General features: G+C 43.2%; 18 protein-coding genes and 1 pseudogene. 9 read left to right on the top strand and 10 right to left on the bottom strand.

Features of this window, described 5'->3' with window-relative positions:
- Window positions 1–21: 21 nt before the first annotated feature.
- Together PS3_RS05120 and PS3_RS05115 are read right to left on the bottom strand one after the other, a co-directional pair.
- Window positions 22–639 carry a L,D-transpeptidase gene (locus tag PS3_RS05120; protein ID WP_412768442.1) on the bottom strand — a complete coding sequence of 206 codons (618 nt, stop codon included), beginning with the start codon at window positions 637–639 and terminating at the stop codon, window positions 22–24.
- Between the two features lie 66 nt (window positions 640–705).
- Window positions 706–1344, bottom strand: a complete 639-nt coding sequence (locus PS3_RS05115; protein WP_007122252.1) for an HAD family hydrolase — start codon at window positions 1342–1344, stop codon at window positions 706–708.
- A 377-nt stretch (window positions 1345–1721) separates the two neighbouring features.
- On the opposite strand from PS3_RS05115, the gene PS3_RS05110 reads away from it, so the two are divergent.
- Both PS3_RS05110 and PS3_RS05105 read left to right on the top strand, forming a co-directional pair.
- Window positions 1722–3041 carry an MFS transporter gene (locus tag PS3_RS05110; RefSeq protein ID WP_007122251.1) on the top strand — a complete coding sequence of 440 codons (1320 nt, stop codon included), beginning with the start codon at window positions 1722–1724 and terminating at the stop codon, window positions 3039–3041.
- A 126-nt stretch (window positions 3042–3167) separates the two neighbouring features.
- Window positions 3168–3710, top strand: coding sequence for an RBBP9/YdeN family alpha/beta hydrolase (locus tag PS3_RS05105; RefSeq protein WP_007122250.1), 543 nt, complete (start codon window positions 3168–3170; stop codon window positions 3708–3710).
- Between the two features lie 48 nt (window positions 3711–3758).
- Here the strand turns inward: PS3_RS05105 and PS3_RS05100 are convergent, their stop codons facing one another.
- From PS3_RS05100 to PS3_RS05085, 4 genes are all read right to left on the bottom strand, one after another.
- Window positions 3759–4664, bottom strand: coding sequence for a proline-specific peptidase family protein (locus tag PS3_RS05100; protein ID WP_007122249.1), 906 nt, complete (start codon window positions 4662–4664; stop codon window positions 3759–3761).
- 44 nt (window positions 4665–4708) lie between these two features.
- Window positions 4709–7063: a Xaa-Pro dipeptidyl-peptidase gene (locus PS3_RS05095; RefSeq protein ID WP_007122248.1), complete on the bottom strand. Its 2355-nt coding sequence runs from the start codon at window positions 7061–7063 to the stop codon at window positions 4709–4711.
- Window positions 7064–7073: 10 nt separating this feature from the next.
- The gene (locus PS3_RS05090) at window positions 7074–7430 is read right to left on the bottom strand and encodes an arsenate reductase family protein (RefSeq protein ID WP_007122247.1); all 357 of its coding nucleotides are present in this window, start codon (window positions 7428–7430) and stop codon (window positions 7074–7076) included.
- Window positions 7431–7522: 92 nt separating this feature from the next.
- Window positions 7523–8917: an APC family permease gene (locus tag PS3_RS05085; RefSeq protein WP_007122246.1), complete on the bottom strand. Its 1395-nt coding sequence runs from the start codon at window positions 8915–8917 to the stop codon at window positions 7523–7525.
- Window positions 8918–9018: 101 nt separating this feature from the next.
- On the opposite strand from PS3_RS05085, the gene PS3_RS05080 reads away from it, so the two are divergent.
- The 6 genes from PS3_RS05080 (at window position 9019) to PS3_RS05055 (ending at window position 12321) form a co-directional block, all read left to right on the top strand.
- Complete coding sequence (locus PS3_RS05080) at window positions 9019–9441, top strand: bis(5'-nucleosyl)-tetraphosphatase (RefSeq protein ID WP_007122245.1); 423 nt, start codon at window positions 9019–9021, stop codon at window positions 9439–9441.
- Window positions 9441–9998: a guanylate kinase gene (locus PS3_RS05075; protein WP_007122244.1), complete on the top strand. Its 558-nt coding sequence runs from the start codon at window positions 9441–9443 to the stop codon at window positions 9996–9998. Before PS3_RS05080 ends, PS3_RS05075 begins: the two co-directional genes overlap by 1 nt.
- 11 nt (window positions 9999–10009) lie before the next feature.
- Window positions 10010–10453 carry a Fur family transcriptional regulator gene (locus tag PS3_RS05070; protein ID WP_007122243.1) on the top strand — a complete coding sequence of 148 codons (444 nt, stop codon included), beginning with the start codon at window positions 10010–10012 and terminating at the stop codon, window positions 10451–10453.
- Window positions 10454–10533: 80 nt separating this feature from the next.
- Complete coding sequence (locus tag PS3_RS05065) at window positions 10534–10953, top strand: hypothetical protein (RefSeq protein ID WP_040468235.1); 420 nt, start codon at window positions 10534–10536, stop codon at window positions 10951–10953.
- Between the two features lie 11 nt (window positions 10954–10964).
- Entirely contained in the window at window positions 10965–11807 is an 843-nt protein-coding gene (locus PS3_RS05060) for a DUF6681 family protein (protein WP_007122242.1), read from the top strand.
- A 4-nt stretch (window positions 11808–11811) separates the two neighbouring features.
- Window positions 11812–12321: an SA1002 family membrane protein gene (locus PS3_RS05055; RefSeq protein ID WP_040468233.1), complete on the top strand. Its 510-nt coding sequence runs from the start codon at window positions 11812–11814 to the stop codon at window positions 12319–12321.
- A gap of 76 nt (window positions 12322–12397) precedes the next feature.
- Here the strand turns inward: PS3_RS05055 and PS3_RS05050 are convergent, their stop codons facing one another.
- Window positions 12398–13435, bottom strand: a complete 1038-nt coding sequence (locus PS3_RS05050; RefSeq protein WP_007122241.1) for an aldose epimerase family protein — start codon at window positions 13433–13435, stop codon at window positions 12398–12400.
- Window positions 13436–13588: 153 nt separating this feature from the next.
- Between PS3_RS05050 and PS3_RS05045 the strand changes: the two are divergent.
- Window positions 13589–15150, top strand: a pseudogene (locus PS3_RS05045) (APC family permease).
- A 49-nt stretch (window positions 15151–15199) separates the two neighbouring features.
- Here the strand turns inward: PS3_RS05045 and PS3_RS05040 are convergent.
- The 3 genes from PS3_RS05040 to PS3_RS05030 are packed head-to-tail and all read right to left on the bottom strand — an operon-like array spanning window position 15200 to window position 17662.
- The gene (locus PS3_RS05040) at window positions 15200–15700 is read right to left on the bottom strand and encodes a cupin domain-containing protein (RefSeq protein ID WP_007122240.1); all 501 of its coding nucleotides are present in this window, start codon (window positions 15698–15700) and stop codon (window positions 15200–15202) included.
- Window positions 15701–15715: 15 nt separating this feature from the next.
- Window positions 15716–16993 carry a GTPase HflX gene (gene hflX, locus PS3_RS05035; protein ID WP_007122239.1) on the bottom strand — a complete coding sequence of 426 codons (1278 nt, stop codon included), beginning with the start codon at window positions 16991–16993 and terminating at the stop codon, window positions 15716–15718.
- A gap of 3 nt (window positions 16994–16996) precedes the next feature.
- Window positions 16997–17662: a histidine phosphatase family protein gene (locus PS3_RS05030; RefSeq protein ID WP_007122238.1), complete on the bottom strand. Its 666-nt coding sequence runs from the start codon at window positions 17660–17662 to the stop codon at window positions 16997–16999.
- Between the last annotated feature and the right edge of the window lie 49 nt (window positions 17663–17711).

Here is a 17711-nt window from a genome sequence, read left to right as displayed (position 1 = left end):
CCCTCGAGGCGACTTTTTGTCTTACTTAATGACGACTTTAGTTCCTTCTTTGATATTATCATAGAACCACTTTGAATCAGCGACTGATAGTCGAACACAACCATGGGAATTGGATTTTTTTCCTAGTTCCTTTGCTTCCGACTCAATGAAATTCCCGTTCTGATCGGTCGGGACAGAGTGGAAGAGGTATTCACCATGATTGAGAAAAGAAACATAGTTTTTGGCTCCCTCCCCACTTTCGGCATTGTAAAAGAAGTCGCCCCGTTCACTTTGAATGTAAAAGGTTCCAGTTGGAGTTGGGCTTTCCTTAGAGCCAGTCGAACAATACATGGTATATAGCACCTTTTGGCCATTCATAAGGTAGACGCGCTGCTTTTTGATGGAAACTTTGATCCACATATTCGGATACTTATTGACATCGGGGTAAGCCTTTTTCTCGGAAGAACCTTGCCAGTCAATCGTTGAGGAACTTTGGGCAGCCTTAGCCCTTTTAACTGATTGCGAACTAGCCACTGCTTGCGCTTTGGTATCATCAACCGTGGAAATATGTGCTAAGCCGGCAATAATCATTAAAGCCAGCAACAAAAAGGCCGCTGATATAATAATTTTGTAATTAAGATAAGCTTTAATTCGATTCATCATAGTGTCGATTGTACCAATTGCGCCTGGCTTCATCAAACGATATCATAAGCTATTTAAAGATAGTTATTTAATGGTTAATAAATCAGCTGGTTGATGGAGTAAAAAGTCAGCGGATTGGATTTTTTCCGGTTGGGAACTACCATAAAGGGCCCCCGCAAACTTCATTCCAGCAGCATGGGCGGCCTTAAGATCATTGATGGTATCGCCAACATAGATCGTATTTTCAGGGTTTCCTGCGAGCCCTTGCATAGCTGCTAATAATGGTTCAGGATCGGGTTTGTGTTTACGGGTGTCTTCTTCTTTAATCACCACTTTGAAATATTTAGCAAAGGCAAACCGCTGGGTGAAATCAGCATATTCAGGGGCCTTTTTGGAGGTTGCGACGGCTAATTGAGTTTGTGGACGTTGTGCTAATTGGTCCAGGGCCTCCGCAATTCCAGGCAAGGAACGCATATAAGCTTTTCGTTGGTTTGTGTACTCATTCCAGCGAGTTAGGATTTCGGATAATTGATCTTCAGGAATACCTAGTTGGACTAGTGAATCGTGACCAGTGATCCCGAAAAGTTCTTTTTGGTATTTAGTCTCTTCTTCTGGGGAATAATGATAACCAAAATCAGCCAAGGCCATGATCATTGCCGGCATGTACATCTCACTGGTATCAATCAAAGTTCCATCAATATCGAAAATAAAATTAGTAATCATGGATTCGGTTACATCCTTTTTGTATAAAGTCTATCAAGATCATAGCATAGGATCGAAAAGATGTTAAAAATTAAAAAAACTTAATTTTCTTATTGACTTCTAATTTTGCTAATGATAATCTTGAAAACATCAAATCAAGGAGGAACAGATTGATGACATTGACAAGTCTTTTACAAACTAATCGTCAAATTATTATCCGAGTCATTATTCAGTAGGTGGTGCGGATCTATTTGAGATTGTCTGCATCACCGTGACCGGTTTTAGTGATGTGGATGGTCAACTTGTTAATGGGAAATCTGTTAGCCAGTTAGCTGTTCATCAGTTAACTGGCTTTTTGTTTGATTAGAGAAGCTTAATGAAAAGTGAGGAAATATTTTATGGATGTAACGAACGATCAAGCTCGCAGCACAACATTACCTAAGTTTAAAGCCGATCCAGTCAAAACGGTTATTTTAGCCTCTTTAATGGGAACAGCCATTGAATTCTTTGACTTTTATGCTTATGGAACGGCGTCTGCCGCATACTTCCCCAGTGTCTTCTTCCCGCAAATGACGCCTTTATTGGCCACGATTTTAAGTTTACTTACCTTCGGGGTGGCCTTTGTTGCTCGTCCAGTGGGTTCCTTCTTATTCGGTCATTTTGGTGATCAATTAGGACGGAAACGGACCTTAGTGGTTTCTCTAATGGTGATGGGGGTCGCTACCGTGGCCATCGGTTTTATCCCAAGTTATAACTCAATCGGAGTTTGGGGTGCATTACTTTTGTGCCTTTGCCGCTTTGTTCAAGGAATCGGTCTTGGTGGTGAATGGTCAGGGGCCGTTTTGGTGGCCACTGAAAATGCGCCAGCTGATAAGCGGGCCTTATACGGAGCCTTTCCAGAAGTTGGGGCGCCGATTGGTTTCTTCTTGTGTAATGGCCTTTTCTTTGTCTTAGAAAATGTTTTGACACCGGCCCAAATGACTAGTTTTGGTTGGCGGATTCCTTTCTGGGCTTCCTCAGTCCTAGTTTTTATTGGTTTGTATGTCCGGCGGCGCCTTCAAGAAACGCCATTATTCAAGCTGGCGCAAGAACAAGACAATACTACTAAGTCGCCACTGAAGGAAGTTTTCAAGTCCAACTGGCGGGAAATTGCTAAAGGGACCTTCATCATGGGTGCAACTTATGCGCTCTTCTTTACCTTGACAACTTGGTCCTTGTCGTATGCAACTACGTCCTTAGGCTTTAGCCATTCAGAATTTTTGCTATTACTAATGGGGGCGATTGTTGAATTTGCGGCCTTGATTATGCTGACTTCGATTTTAGCTGATAAGATCGGCCGGAAGAAGGTCTTGTTAACCGCTTCGGTAGCTTTGGTTGTCTACTCCTTGGTCTTCCCATACTTTCTTGAAGGCCAACACAATATGTTTGGGATGCTGTTGTTCCTCGGCCTTGGTTTCTTGGTTATGGGATCCTTATATGGACCAGTCGGTGCCGTGCTTCCAGAATTATTCCCAACTAAGGTTCGTTACTCCGGTGCGGGAATTACCTACAATTTGGCAGCCGTTGTTGGTGCTGCGGTAGCACCTTCGATCACGACCTGGTTGATTGCAGAATATGGCTTGCACTCAGCTGGTTATTACATGCTAGCCTTGGCTGTTGTTTCGGTAGTGGCATGGTTGCTAACTAAAGAAACGAAAGACGTTGATTACACGAAATAAAGTAACATTGCTCAGGAGTTACTGGGCAATTAGAAGATCATCTAAGTGAATGAGATAAATAAGCAGCGATGTTAGAATGGTGGAGAACCTATTTGGCATCGCTGTTTATTATAGAAAGGGATCTTTATGCAAGTCGGATATTTAATTCATGGGACGTCGACCCGAGATGATGATTGGTTTCCTTGGTTAGAAGCGTCTTTAAAACCGCAAGTGAACCTAGAGCGACTATGGTTACCGCAACCATTTGACCCTGATCCGCTGGAGTGGGAGCGAGCGATGGAAGAACAAATGAATCCAGTTGCTGGGACCTTGTTGGTAGCCCACAGTCTAGGTTGTTTAGCCACGTTACGCTATATCGAACAAAATACCGTTAAGGATCTTCGGTTGGTACTGGTTGGCGCCTTTGATCAGCCTTTGCCAGCTTATCCACAATTAGAGGCTTTTTGTCAGCCGCCCTTAGATTATGCTCAAATTAAGACCAAAGTCAGTGCGGCAACCATTATTACCGCTCGGGATGATTACATTGCGCCAGCTGATTTAGCGGTTCAGGTGGCCCAGCGTTTAGCTGCGAAGTTAATTGAGTTATCAACGGGTGGCCATTTTCTTACGAGTGATGGTTATCAGCAGTTTCCACTAGTGAAAGCAGAATGTTTAAAGTTGATCGATTAAAAAGAAAACAACCTGGGAAGAATTACGATTCTTCTCAGGTTGTTTTGACTAAAAGTGGTCATTTTCAACATCGCGGATGAAATCAGCTAAGTGCCGGTAGTAGACATCTGGATTATCAACCATGTGATGATGTCCGCCATCAGGTGTCGTTACGAGACGAGCATGCGGGATGATATCAGCCATTGTTCGTGCCGTGGCTAGGGGCATGGTTTCATGTTCACCAAAAGTTAAAAGGGTTGGGACCTTAATTTTTGGTAGTTGATCGCGGAAATGCCAGTCTTTTAATTTCCCAGTAATGACGAATTCATTGTCACCTTGGAAAGCGTTATAGGTAGCCGTACCACCAAGGTCCATTAGATGATAAAGTTTGGATGGCTGTTTTCGGTCGACAAAGCCTTCGTTTAAGATTTGGACATTTTTTTGATAACGTTCATTATCATAATTATTAGTTCGTTCACATTCCTTCATAAAGGCCACTTCTTCTGCTGGCAAGGTTTCTTCGCGAACTTGATTAACGTGTTCAACGTATTCATCAATTTCATCAACCATTGAAGAAATAATTGCGCCTTTGAGGTGTTCACCATACTTAACCGCATATTCTTGAACTAAGAGCCCACCCCAACTTTGACCAATTAAATAGAATTGGTCAATGCCAAGCTTTTGGCGAACTTCTTCCACTTCATCCAAAAAATACTCATAGGTTAAAAATTGATCCCGATTTGCAGGATCAGAATAATCAGGTTGATCAGAATATAGAGAACCTAATTGGTCATACATGTGAACTTGAACGTCCAGTCCCTGAGCTTTTAATTGTGCAGCGGTATCTTCCCAGTATTCGTGGTTTCCACCGGGGCCACCATGTAAACATAATAAGTGAATCGTTCCGCTTCCTTGGGTGTTAGTCCAAAGATGATAGCCGTTGTCGAGCGTAATAATAGTTGTTCCTGTTTTCATGAGCTGCTCCTATCAATAAAATAATTTTATTTTAAACCGAATAATTAAAATGGCAAGGTGAGGCTACTCTTACTTAAATCAACTTGATAAGTAATATTTTCGTTTCCTCGCAAAGACATTTGGTAATCAGTTCCGAAGATCACTAATTCTAAGTGATGGTGATTAGCGAGGTGATGGAAGATCGGCTGTAAATCAAATTCAACCGTTACCCATTGATGGGCAGCGAGCTCAATGGCAAATTCAGGGTCATGGGGGTTTTGAAGGTTGGCGTGACCAAATGAAATCATTTTATAATCACTTGGTTGGGATTGGAGTTTAAAATCTCTCAGATCATCCGTTTGCCAATGATAGCCCAGCTGAATTCCTTGGCGTTCAACCATGGTTGGACTAATGGTTAGTCGTCGTTCCCTTCCCCGATCAACTAAGTAGGCGCTGATCATACCATGATCAAGTGATGATTGGACAGTGAGCGATAGATGAGGGGTTCCTTGATAGTAATTACTTGAGAGCGCGGTTAATGGGATCGAGTAACTAAAGCGATTGGGTTTACTTAACAAAACCTTTGCCCATTTATTAGGGTCTTTGCACCATTGCTGGTACTGAGCTTCGGGTTGCCGATCACTAAATTGAATCGTTTCATTACCTAAGGCGACTTGATGAGCCGGAGCATTCCAATGGTCATAAGTCGTCCAAGTTTGGGCTTTAACATTATCTTGCACGATTAAATTAGGTAAAAGTTGATCGGCATGATTATCGACTTCCCACAGCTTTTGTGCTAGCCAAAGATTAACCATTTCAGAAAAATCAAGGGATGGAAAGGCGTTGATATAAATATGTTCTCCCTGGTGCAAGATTAATTTGTGATCTCCAGGAAGACTTTGCAAGCGATCGTATAGATGTTTAACGTTGCTCGGTTTAACGTTCCAGTCGTTTAAGCCGTGGACCATCATGACGTCACATTTGATTTGTTTAACGTGGGGAAGATAGTCTCGTTGCCGCCAGAAATCATTATATTGGCCACTAGCCCGATCTTGGGCTTTGGTCATTTGAGCTAAATACTTTTGGTTGATGGCCGCGATACGTTGGTAATCGGCGGGCCGTTTAGTTCGACTAAAGGTTTCAGCTGCCAGCACGTCGGCATCTTCTCCCTGAAAGCCCATGGGGGCCATCACCAAACCATTTTCCCGGTAATAATCATACCAACTAGAGATTGCGGCTTCGCTAATAATCGCTTTAAGTCCCGGGACACCCGTGGTCGCAACGGCAGTCGATAGCGTTCCTAAATAAGAACGACCCGTCATGGCGACGTTGCCGTTGCACCAACTAGCTTTGATGGTGATCCCACTAGTGCGGTCAGTATAGGCGTGCCGGATCCCATGGAGCCATTCCACGACGACCTTCATTGATTCGGTTTGTTCCGGAGACCCACAAGTTTGGAGTCCATCCGAATCTTTGGTGCCAATCCCAGCTGCATATACAATAGCGTACCCACGAGGCGCCAAGTAATTATTAAGGGTGTAGCCGGGGGTATTGCTAAAAGTCTCGGTGGCAACTTGAGCGTGTCCGGTTACCGCTTGGCATCTTTGGGGATTGGTAAATTTAGTTTCTTGGGGAGCCTGGTGATCGAGAGCTAGATGGGTTAAAGGTTGGTTGACATCATGGGTGATAATTTCGCCCCAACGGTCGTTGGTTCCTTGGTTATACGGGCTGGCGGTGAAGACAGCCGGAACTTTTAGACCGTGATCAGAGTCGGCCGGCCGCATAATTTCGACTTTGATCAGGTCTGCTTGACCATCAAAGTCAGTGTCGTGGTCCATTTCAACATAGACTACCTCATAAATGAATTGGTGTGGATCGAAACATGCGATGGGCTGACCATTAACTAACAACGGTTTTTGTTTTGCTGGTAATTGATAGGTCCATGTTAAAAGTCCCTGACCAGTTAAATAGTCTAACCAAGTTTGACCGTGTTTGGTACGTGTTAACAATAGTTGGTAGAAGCCACGGGCTACGGCGGCTTGATTCCAAAGCTCGTAAGTCGGTAACTGAAGATTCATTCGTTGGGCGTCGGCCAGCGGATCAGCTAATGAGAAATCTAAAGCGGGTTCAAAATCTAATAATTGTAGGGCGACGCGAGCAAAGATTTCATCCGTAATCGGTTGGTCGTTGGCTAACCATTCATCTAAGGCCATGGATGGGGTGGCTAAGTAGTCATGGAGGTGCAGTTGGTGTTGAGCGTCGGTTGTTCCACTACAATCAACACGCCATAAGAGACGTTGCCACAGTTCTTTAGGCTGGCAAGTTTCTAATTCGTCGGTTGTTAATAATCTTAATTGCGCTAATTCCGTTAAGGGTTGGCATCCCGGAATAAGTTGGTTAGCGAATTGATTGATTTTCATTAGCGCTTCCTCACTTTAACCAGGTTTCTTCATAGATATCGGTTTTAAAGCCACAGGTTAACTGGTGTCCATCAACCATTAAAGGACGTTTAATTAATTTACCATCGGTAGATAAGAGCGTAGCGGCTTCATCGATAGTCAGATCATTGACCCGCTCTTTGAGATTTTGTTGACGGTAATGTTGACCACTTGTATTGAAAAAATACTTGATGGGGTGACCGCTATTGGTTAGCCAGTCGACAAATTGTTCTTTAGTTGGTGGTTGTTCAACTAAATCTTGTTGGTCATAAGCAACCTGGTGTTCATCCAACCACTTTTGAGCTTTTTTGCAGGTACTACAACGGGAATAACAATAAAACGTGGTCATGAGTGAGCCTCCTAAATAATTTTTCTTAATTATAAATAAAAATCGGCTGTGAAGAAAACAAAAAATAAGTTTCTTCACAGCCTTATCAAGACTTATTTATCGGAAAGGTGACTTAACTTACTGTGCCGGTATCCGTAGGCAAAGTAAATAATTAAACCGAGAACAAACCAAATGGCAGCATTGATTAAAGTTTCGGCAGACAAGAGACAAATCATCCCAATGCAGGCCAAACCGGAAATGATTGGTAGGGCCGGGTAGAGAGGGACTTTAAAGCCATCATTTTTGATATCCGATCGCTTGCGTAGCGGAATGACCCCAAAGGAAACGGCGGTAAAGGCTAGCAAAGTACCAATGTTAACCAAATTAGTTAATTGATCAAGGGAAACAAATCCACCCATGAAAGCGATAATAATGGTAACAATCCAAAGTGCCCGTTGAGGAGCTTGGTGCTTTTCATCAAACTTACTAATAAAGTTTGGCAAAAGACCATCCCGACCAATCGAGTAAACCAACCGGGAACTAGAATAAGTCATCGAGATCATCATGGTAAACATCCCGACCAATGCCCCCAGTGAAAGTAGATCGGCTAACCAACCTTGGTTAACGTATTTCAAGGCAAAGGCCACCGGGTTAGCCACGTCGAGGTGAGTGTATTTAACCATCCCGGTCAAGACAATTGAAACTCCCATGTAGAGTACGGTTGCCACGATTAAGGAACCAATAATCCCAATTGGCATATTTTTTTGCGGATTCTTCACTTCGGCCGATGACGCAGCAACCACGTCAAAACCAAGAAAGGCGAAGAAGACCGTGGTAGCTCCCTTTAAGGATCCAAAGAGATGGTATGGGAGGAATGGATGGTAGTTATGAGGCTTGATAAAGAAGATTCCGATAACGATGAAGATGACAATAATGGCTAATTTAACCAGCACCATGACGTCGTTAATTTTAATGGAAGTACTAATTCCATGAGATAGAATCCAACCAACGAATAAGACGATCAAAACCGCCACAATATTAATGTAGGTACCGTGAGCAGGATCAAATGGACCTGAAAGAGCGGTTGGAATCTTAATGCCAAAACTTTCAATAAAAGAGGCAAAGTAGGCAGACCAACCCGTTGAAACGGAGGCCACTGCCAACATGTACTCTAAAATTAAGGCCCAGCCAAGCACCCAACCAACGATTTCTCCAAAAACGACGTTACCGTATGAGTAGGCACTCCCTGCAACAGGTAAGGCGGAGGCAAATTCCGCATAACACATTGCTGCTAAAGCACACACAATGGCAGCAAAGAAGAACGATAAGGTTACTCCAGGACCAGCGGTTGTGGCGGCCACGGTTCCTGGTAAAATAAAAATCCCAGTTCCAATAATCGCTCCAATCCCCAGAGTCATCAGGTCAATTCCATTCATGGATTTGACAAATTGTTTATCGGATCCTAGGTAAGTAGCCAAGGATTCTTTTCGGAAAATATTTTGACTCATAACAATCTCCATCTTATTTAGCTTTATGTAGTAAAATACTAGTACATTATACCGGCATCTAAATTAAAAGTCAATGAGATAAAGATTAGGAGGGGGTTAAAATGGCAACTGAGATCACAAGCGGAGCCGTCGTTTATCGGCGGACGGCGACTGGAATTGAATATTTATTATTACAGAGTCAAAATCCGGGACACTTTTGGGGCTTTCCCAAGGGTCATGTAGAAGCGGGAGAAGATCTGGTGACTGCGGCAACGCGAGAGATTCGAGAAGAGACCAGTTTGCACTTAAAAATTGATTCAAGTTTTCAAGTTGCAACTTCATATGATCTATCAAATGGAAATTTAAAGGAAATGACCCTCTATACTGCGCCCGTCCCGACTGATACTGAGCTTAATCTCCAGACTGAAGAAATTGCGAATGCTGGTTGGTTTAACTATCAAGCTGCCCGCCAACGATTGACCTATGATAATTTGAAATCCTTACTGGATCAGGTTAATCAACATTTGGTGGAGTTAGAAAAATAATGAAGAAAGTTTTCGTAATCGTGGGCGCGGCTGGCACTGGTAAAACAACGGTTCAAGCCTATTTACAAGCCCAATACCAAATCGCCAAAGTAATTACCCATACAACAAGGCCAGCGCGGGCTGGAGAAGTAGATGGGGTCGATTATTATTTTGAGAGTCCCGATAGTTTTCAACATTTAGAGTTGTTGGAACAGGTTGAATATGATCATTATCAATATGGTTCATCACGGGAAGCTTTAGAACGAGCCTGGCAGGGGCATCCAGCAGCCGTGATTGTTTTAGATTCTCAAGGGGCCTTGACCTATTGTCAACAACTCGGGGCGCAAGTAGTGGTAATTTTTTTAACGGTTGCCGATCCTGATATCTTAGTGCAACGGTTAAAAATGCGTGGTGATGATTCTCAAGCTATTCGTTCGCGGATTAATAGTCAGGAATTTAAACGCGATCTGACCCTACCAGATCAATTGACGGATCGGGCGTATGTGATTAATAATGAGGACTGGACGATCACTCGGCAACAATTAGACCGATTGGTCCTACGAGAATTAGTAGACTAAAAGGAGTAACTATGGCAACTTTAAGTGAACAAGCTGTTGCTTTAATTCGGCGGAGTCAGTTGCGATTAACCAAACAGCGCCAATCCTTAATTGATATTTTAGCTAGCTCCCCAGAACGCTATCTAGAAGTAACTTACGTTGATCAGTTAATGCGTCAACAGTATCCAGGGGTTAGTCATAATACGATTTACCGTAATTTAGAAGAGTTTCAAACAGCAGGAATCGTTGAAATTACGCAACGGAGTCATGGCAAAGCCGTTAAACTAAGCTGTGATCAAGAAGCTCATGAACACCATCATCATTTTATTTGTCAAGAATGTGGACGGGTAACCGAAATCCACATGAAACCCTTTGATTTAGAATTTTATCAAGCCCAGTTGCCGGGAGCAGAAATTACGGGCCATGAATTTGAATTATATGGACGGTGTGCTGATTGCGCTAAGAAGCATGAATAATTCACATAAAAATTATGTTTAAACTGCTGTTTTATGGTGATTTAACGTTATAATAGAGGACCTGATAAGGAGGCCGTAATATGGTAATGAAAATACCACCGTTTATAACACCATTTGCTTTGGTATCACTAGTATTAGCTTTAGGAGCAACGAATGTTGGGGTTAACTTGGCTACCCATACCAATAATGGGGCCTCAGTAAGCTCAACAAGTAGCGTTAGTTCTTCGACGTCCAGTGACCAAATGCGCAGTGATGGTAGCGATCACTCGAGTATGAGTGATCAGAGTAGTGATCAACGGTCATCCAATGATCAGAATAACTCACTAGATGACACGGCTGGTCAGTCAAGTAGTCAGACGACAACGCGAAATCAAACCCAATCTTCTTCAGCATCAACGACGGGCACGACCAATACCGGACAAGGAACTGGAGCAACTACAACTACTACTGATACGGGCACGACCGGCACGACTGGCACTACGACGGGAACCAATAACTAGGAGGAGCCAAGATGTTTACCTTTTTAGACATGATTAATAGCTCCCTGGGCTATTTCAACATGAGTGTTAAGGTCAAAAATCGGATTTATACGATTGTGGCTTTATTAGGGGATGGGTATCTGATCTACGTTACCTTCATGCTGCTCAAGAACCAATCTTGGTTACGAGGCTTTTTATACTGCCTAGCGGTAATTGTGATCACCTATTATCTCTATTTAAATATTGTTTATTATTATTTGGGACGTACTTCGCGATGGGACTTTCTATCGCCGAAATTAACCCAATTAACTGGTTTTTCGCCAGAAACTCCCGAGGAAAAGGATCGGAAACGTTTAGCCCGGCGGGAAGCGATGTTGGCAATGAATCAATCGAACGGTCTATATGCTAATGAAGATGTCATCCAAACAGAAGTGAAGATTAGCCAACAGGAGCAACAGAATTTACGGGATGTAGTTGATGATCTAGTAGCTCGCAAGTTGATTGCCGTGGACTATAATGGCCTAGATGCTGAAGGGATTACGGAACATTTCCGATCCACGGGTGAGGGAGTGCCGGCTGTTAATAAGGGCCAGCAACCACCATTTTTTGAATTAGAACACAATTCCCAAACTGGTCAGTATGAAGTCTATATTGGGATTAACCAGATGGAGCGCCGGCCAGTTGGGCACATCACTAAGGTCGGATTAACTGAGATTAATACGGCGGCCAAGGCTTATGAACTATATCTAGCCAACGTTTATATTACTGGCGGTCCGCAGAAAATGCCGGGACGTAGTGGGAGCCCGATTCTGACGGATGCTGATTTCGGGCTGATCGTCCAGGTTGCTTACCGGAATCGCCAAGCCAAGAGGTGAGGCAATGGGATGGTTCTTATTGCTCGTGATCATGGTGACGATCGTAATTGCGGAGCATCATCGAAAAGAACGCTATGTTTTTATCACTGCCGCGGGTTTATTGGCGATGATGGTGATAATTAGCACCTTCGTCTTTTTGATTGCAGTTGCGATTTCTTATTTCTTCACGAATTTGATCACCGAACTTAAAATTGGCTCTTTGTTCATTCTATTTGGTGCGATTTTAATTCTATGTGGTTTTATCTTATATGGCTTCTTGAAGTTATTGCACCGGCGCTGGTCCTTTTCAATCACTAGTCTCACTTTGATTGAATATTACATTCAATGGACCTTGATTTATGTAACTATATATCAAATCGTGTTTGATAATCTTTTGAAAAATTTGCAATCGATTTTAAAAATCAATTGGGTGATGAATCTTAGCTCCAACGTGATTTTGGTGGCGATTCTGGCTTCCTTGATTTCATCGTGGATTGCCGTGGTTTTGTATAAATTCTCTAATCGCGAGATTTAAAGATTAGAATGCATATTAAAAGGCTGGCGAAGTAGGGCCCAAACCTTGCTATCGTCAGCCTTTATTAATATGAAATTTAAAATTCAATTTCGTAGCGTAAATGATTATGCATAGGCGCTTCGGGACGGAGAACGATATTGCCAAAGTCATCATGATTGATGGCATCAGTCAAAGTTTGTCCTTCCATGGCGATCGCTAACCAGGATTGCGCCGGTTTGCTTAGCCCTAAGTCACCGGATAAGCCATTAGCAGTATAAATCACGACCGAATTGCGATCCGAGTACATTTTCATCCGCCGCTTAGTTTCTGGATCGTAAAGCTGAGCGACGGGTTGATTGGTGCTGGCATCAGTTGGCGTGACTTCGAAATAATCATCAAAGCCTCCTTCATCGCTAGTAGCTTGCATTGCCGATAAAGCTTGGCCAAGAGAGCTGAATTGCTGGAAATCATATGGGGTGCCAGCATTGGCGATCCGTTCGCCAGTAGGAATCTTGGTAGTATTAACTGCTAAGTGGTCAGTCGAATTTAACTGTAGCTCCAAACCAGTGACGTCATTATGATCGCTGATGTTCCAGTAAGTATGGTTGGTTGGATTAAAGAGCGTCGGTTGATCACTAGATCCTTCAAAATCAATGGAGAGACTGTTGTCGTTAGCTAAAGTGTAGGTTACCTTGGCCGTTTCTGTTCCCGGAAAATGGTCCATTGCTTCCGTAAATTGTTTGCTTAACACAATCTGAAGTTTGTCAGCACTTTCTTTAGTTTCCACTTCCCAAAAGTTTTCTTTCCAACCATTGTTGCCACCGTGGATGTTGTTCTCACCTTCGTTTTGCTCGACATGGTAAGTCTGTTGATCAATCGTAAAAGTGGCGTGGTCAATTCGGTTAGCCACTCGGCCGATTAGCTTATTCAAGCAAAGGCCATTGCCCATAAAGCCTTCCACACTGTCCGAGCTCAATAAGAGATTTTGATGACCATCAGCAGTAGGAATGCTATATTCTTGCCAAATCCCGGCCAGATTCAAAATACTAACCCGCACATCATGATCATTGGTCATGGTGTATTTCATTACGTCTTGATCTTGGTATTCACCAAATTTAGTAACGGTAAGTTCCATTATTTGAGTACCCCCTCAAAAGTATTGGTAAGCGGTTTCAATAAATATTCTAGCATATTTAAGGCCGGGTAAAAAAGGGATTGTGATATAATTTGTGAATTAGTAAGGAGTAGAAACGTGAAAAAACATCAAATAAGTTTATTTTCCGGGGTTATGTTGGCGCTCAGTTCTCTGATTGGTTCGGGATGGCTCTTTGGCTCAGGAGCGGCGGCCCGCGTGGCTGGTCCATCAGCCATTATTTCCTGGGTAATTGGGGCTGTGGTCATGATCATGATTGCCTTTAATTACGTGGAACTCGGAACCATGTTCCCCGAAAGTGGAGGAATGAGTCGATTTGCTCAGTATAGTCATGGCTCATTATTAGGCTTTATTGCGGCCTGGGCTAATTGGGTATCACTTATTACCTTAATTCCCATTGAAGCGGTTGCTTGTGTTCAGTATATGAGTAGCTGGCCTTGGGCCTGGGCCAATTGGACGGCGCAATTCATGCACAATGGGGTTATCACGACCAAGGGACTTTTATTGGTCTTTGCGATTATGATTATTTTCACCTTGATTAACTTCTGGTCGGTGAAATTGTTAACGCATTTTACCAGTTTAGTGTCGGTCTTTAAGTTAGTGATCCCTAGCTTGACCATTCTAGTTTTGCTATGGTCAGGTTTCCATGAAAATCATCTCGCCACCAACTTTGGTGATTTCATGCCTTTTGGCACCCGCGGGATCTTTGAAGCCGTTGCCGTTTCCGGAATTATCTTATCTTATCTTATGACGCCTTTCAAACCGTGATTAATATGGCGGGTGAAATGGTTAATCCTTCGAAAAATATTTTCCGGGGGGTCTGGATTTCACTGTCCATCACAGCTGTGATTTACATTATGTTACAGGTAGCCTTCATCGCGGCGGTACCATCGGGGATGCTTACGAAAGTCGGTTGGCATGGAATTAATTTCTCCTCACCGTTTGCTGATTTAGCGGTACTTTTAGGGATTAATTGGCTGTCGATCTTGCTATACATGGATGCCTTAGTATCTCCTTTCGGGACTGGAGTAACCTTTGTTGCCACCTCATCGCGGACTTTAGCCGCAATGACTCGCAATGGAAACGTACCGGCTTGGCTGGGGCGGATGAACCGGCGTTACATGATTCCCCGCTTGGCCATGGTGGCAGATTTGCTAGTGGCAATGGTCTTAGTCTATTTCTTTCGGGATTGGAGCAAGCTTGCCACGGTCGTGTCAATTTCGACCTTTGTGGCCTATGCTACGGGTCCCGTGACGACCGTGGCCTTACGGAAAATGCGGCCCAACTTTAAACGGCCTTTTAATTCCAAACATTTATCTTGGGTAGCCCCACTCTCATTTATTTTGACCGGATTAGTCATTTATTGGGCGATGTGGCCAACCACGATTGAAGTTATTTTAGTCGTCTTACTGGGCTTGCCGATCTACTTTTACTATGAATTGCGTTATAACCACCGGTCGCTAAAAATCCAGCTGAAAGGGTCATTATGGATGTTAGTTTATCTGATCTTTATTTCGGCGATCTCATATCTAGGTAGTAATGGATTTGGGGGCATTAATTGGATTCCATACCCCTATGACTTTTTGGTAATTATCATTGCTTCGATCTTCTTTTATTACTGGGCCGTGGCCTCACGAGTTGATGGCGAGGATCTTGAAGTAGCCAAAGCAATTAACGATAAAGTTAAAATCAATTAAATTCATAGACAAAGAAAAAGGAGACGTTTTTGACGCGTCTCCTTTTGATTTAAGGTAAATTTTGATAAGCCAGTCGTTTAATAATGTTCGCCTGTTCAGGAAAGATTGGCAATAATTGAGCTTGTGTATAGAGTTCGAAATCATGATAGTCAAAACCTGGAGCAACAGCACAAGACACAAAACCAAATGAGGTGGGGTCAGTGACTTCGGAACCAAAGATGGTGCCGGCTGGGACCCTAAATTGAAGTTGTTCACCCGCTGCCAGATTTCGACCTAACTTAACGGCGGTGTAATCTCCATTGGGTGAAAAACAGTGAACCACAATCGGGGCACCGTCGTGATAATACCAAATTTCATCATGTAATAAGCGATGCAGGTGCGAAGGGGAACTACCATCTAAGATGAAATAAATGGAGGTGTATTGATAGCGACTGGCTAAGGAAGTTTGGTCATAAACGCTTTTAGCGCTGTGGTAGACTTGCCGATACCAACCACCTTCGGGATGAGCTTCCAATCTAAGTTGCTCGATGTATTCTTGCTTCGTTGTCATAACGTACTCCTTAGACTATTCAGTTAGGTAGTTTTCAAAACGGTGTAAATCTTCGCTTGATAGCTCGACTTTTAGACGCGTGCCAGCTTCTTCGTAGGTCGTTTCTAAAATGTTAGTATGTTCATTCAAGTAAGAAACAACGTTCCCTTCAGCAAAGGGAACTAATAAGGTGGCAGTTTGGTAATCCTTAAAAAGATGTTGGCGGATAATTTGCTCTAATAAATCAATCGAAGCAGCATCCTTGGCAGAAATGACAATCCGGTCTTCACCTTCCATCACCGGATACTCAACCGCAGTCCGATCAGCTTTATTGAAAACATACACCATTGGAATATCTTCAATCCCGATTTGGTGAAGGGTACTTTCGGTGGTTTTGATCATTTCTTCATAATGAGGATCTGAATAGTCAATTACTTGAATTAAGAGGTCCGCATTAGCGGCTTCTGCTAAGGTTGATTTAAAGGCTTCTACCAGTTGGGTTGGTAGTTTGCTGACGAAACCAACGGTATCGCTTAATAAGAAACGTTTTTGATCTTTTAAAGTTAATTGGCGAACGCTAGTATCTAGCGTGGCAAAAAGCATGTCCTTTTCAAAGACCTGTTTGTCGACTGAAACGCCATACCGTTCCACCAGCTGATTCATAATCGTTGATTTTCCAGCGTTGGTATAACCAACTAGGGCTGCCGTAGGGATCGCACTTTTATCACGCTGACTCCGTTTGGTATCTTCTGATTTCTGGATTTCTTTTAATTCATTTCGTAAATGGCTAATGTGGCGTTGGATCACTCGCCGGTCCATTTCCATTTGCGTTTCCCCAGCCCCCCGGTTGGACATACCGGCTCCACCACCACTTTGTTGGTCGAGGGTAATATTGTTAGCCGTTCGTAAGCGGGGAAGGCGATATTGTAATTGGGCAATTTCGACTTGAATCTTTGCTTCTCGAGATTGGGCGCGTTGAGCGAAAATTTCGAGGATTAAAGCGGTGCGATCAATGACTCGCGTCTTCGTTGCATCAGTTAGATTTTTAATTTGACTCGGCGATAATTCGTCATTGGCAACAATCGTGGTTGCCTTTAAAGCTGCGGTCAAATTAGCTAATTCTTCGACCTTTCCTTTCCCAAAATAGGTAGCCGCATTCGGACGATCCAGTGCTTGATCCAAGCGATCGAGGACTTGCATATTGTTGGCTTTAGCAAGTTCAACTAACTCATTCATGGTGTAATCGAAATTACTTTGGCCCGTATCTAAGCCGATAATGATAATTTGATCAAGATTCGGTTTGGTGGTTTCCATATATTAAGCTTCATCTCCCTGTGGAATGGTTAATTGGTTATAAAACGCAACTTTAATATCTGTAGGTGTAATCACTAATTTGGTAATGGCTCCATTTTGTGGGGCAATGAGTGCTTGGCCTGGTTGACCATATTTACTAATAATCGAACGGATGGTCATCCCATGCGAGACTAATAAAACTTTACTTTGGTCCGGCAAGGATCGTAAGGTTTCAAAGCCTGGTGCTAAGCGTTCCCAGAAATCACGGTTATCTTCGGCCCGCTTGAAGGGATCTGCCGCTTTAGTTAGATCCCGTGATTTCTCAATCCCAACTTGTTCGGTAAGTTGTTCCCAAGTTTTGACGCCGAGCGCCCCACCGATAGTAGTCGCTGTAAAGCCACTGTGCAGGCCTTCGAAATAGCCAAAGAATGATTCCCGAAAAGCGGAGTTCGGCGTGGCTTTTTGGATCTTAGTGGGATGATTACGCAGAATTGTTTGAGCTGTGTCGATGGCCCGCTTGAGGTCGCTAGTGAAAGCAAAATCAAAGTCGATCTCGCTTAAAGCTTCCCCGGCCCGTTTAGCATCTTTCCAGCCCTGATCGGTAAGGGGCGCATCCGACCAACCTTGCATTTTCCCAAATTCATTTAAGTACGTTTGACCATGACGAACCATGTATACATCAATTGCCATTTTTACACCCTTTCAAAAGTCATATTAACCATATTTTAACATAATTAAA

Source organism: Limosilactobacillus gastricus PS3, assembly GCF_000247775.1.
In the GTDB taxonomy this organism is placed as follows: Bacteria; Bacillota; Bacilli; order Lactobacillales; family Lactobacillaceae; genus Limosilactobacillus; species Limosilactobacillus gastricus_A.
Note: the sequence above shows the minus strand (reverse complement) of the source record. Positions and strands in the feature narration are given on the sequence as shown.

Coding starts and splice junctions, on each gene's coding strand:
- PS3_RS05080 (WP_007122245.1), top strand. CDS start 9,019: ATGGCAACTGAGATCACAAGCGGAGCCGTCGTTTATCGGCGGACGGCG.
- PS3_RS05085 (WP_007122246.1), bottom strand. CDS start 8,917: ATGAGTCAAAATATTTTCCGAAAAGAATCCTTGGCTACTTACCTAGGA.
- PS3_RS05065 (WP_040468235.1), top strand. CDS start 10,534: ATGGTAATGAAAATACCACCGTTTATAACACCATTTGCTTTGGTATCA.
- PS3_RS05095 (WP_007122248.1), bottom strand. CDS start 7,063: ATGAAAATCAATCAATTCGCTAACCAACTTATTCCGGGATGCCAACCC.
- PS3_RS05060 (WP_007122242.1), top strand. CDS start 10,965: ATGTTTACCTTTTTAGACATGATTAATAGCTCCCTGGGCTATTTCAAC.
- hflX (WP_007122239.1), bottom strand. CDS start 16,993: ATGGAAACCACCAAACCGAATCTTGATCAAATTATCATTATCGGCTTA.
- PS3_RS05100 (WP_007122249.1), bottom strand. CDS start 4,664: ATGAAAACAGGAACAACTATTATTACGCTCGACAACGGCTATCATCTT.
- PS3_RS05115 (WP_007122252.1), bottom strand. CDS start 1,344: ATGATTACTAATTTTATTTTCGATATTGATGGAACTTTGATTGATACC.
- PS3_RS05040 (WP_007122240.1), bottom strand. CDS start 15,700: ATGACAACGAAGCAAGAATACATCGAGCAACTTAGATTGGAAGCTCAT.
- PS3_RS05090 (WP_007122247.1), bottom strand. CDS start 7,430: ATGACCACGTTTTATTGTTATTCCCGTTGTAGTACCTGCAAAAAAGCT.
- PS3_RS05120 (WP_412768442.1), bottom strand. CDS start 639: ATGAATCGAATTAAAGCTTATCTTAATTACAAAATTATTATATCAGCG.
- PS3_RS05050 (WP_007122241.1), bottom strand. CDS start 13,435: ATGGAACTTACCGTTACTAAATTTGGTGAATACCAAGATCAAGACGTA.
- PS3_RS05075 (WP_007122244.1), top strand. CDS start 9,441: ATGAAGAAAGTTTTCGTAATCGTGGGCGCGGCTGGCACTGGTAAAACA.
- PS3_RS05070 (WP_007122243.1), top strand. CDS start 10,010: ATGGCAACTTTAAGTGAACAAGCTGTTGCTTTAATTCGGCGGAGTCAG.
- PS3_RS05110 (WP_007122251.1), top strand. CDS start 1,722: ATGGATGTAACGAACGATCAAGCTCGCAGCACAACATTACCTAAGTTT.
- PS3_RS05055 (WP_040468233.1), top strand. CDS start 11,812: ATGGGATGGTTCTTATTGCTCGTGATCATGGTGACGATCGTAATTGCG.
- PS3_RS05105 (WP_007122250.1), top strand. CDS start 3,168: ATGCAAGTCGGATATTTAATTCATGGGACGTCGACCCGAGATGATGAT.
- PS3_RS05030 (WP_007122238.1), bottom strand. CDS start 17,662: ATGGCAATTGATGTATACATGGTTCGTCATGGTCAAACGTACTTAAAT.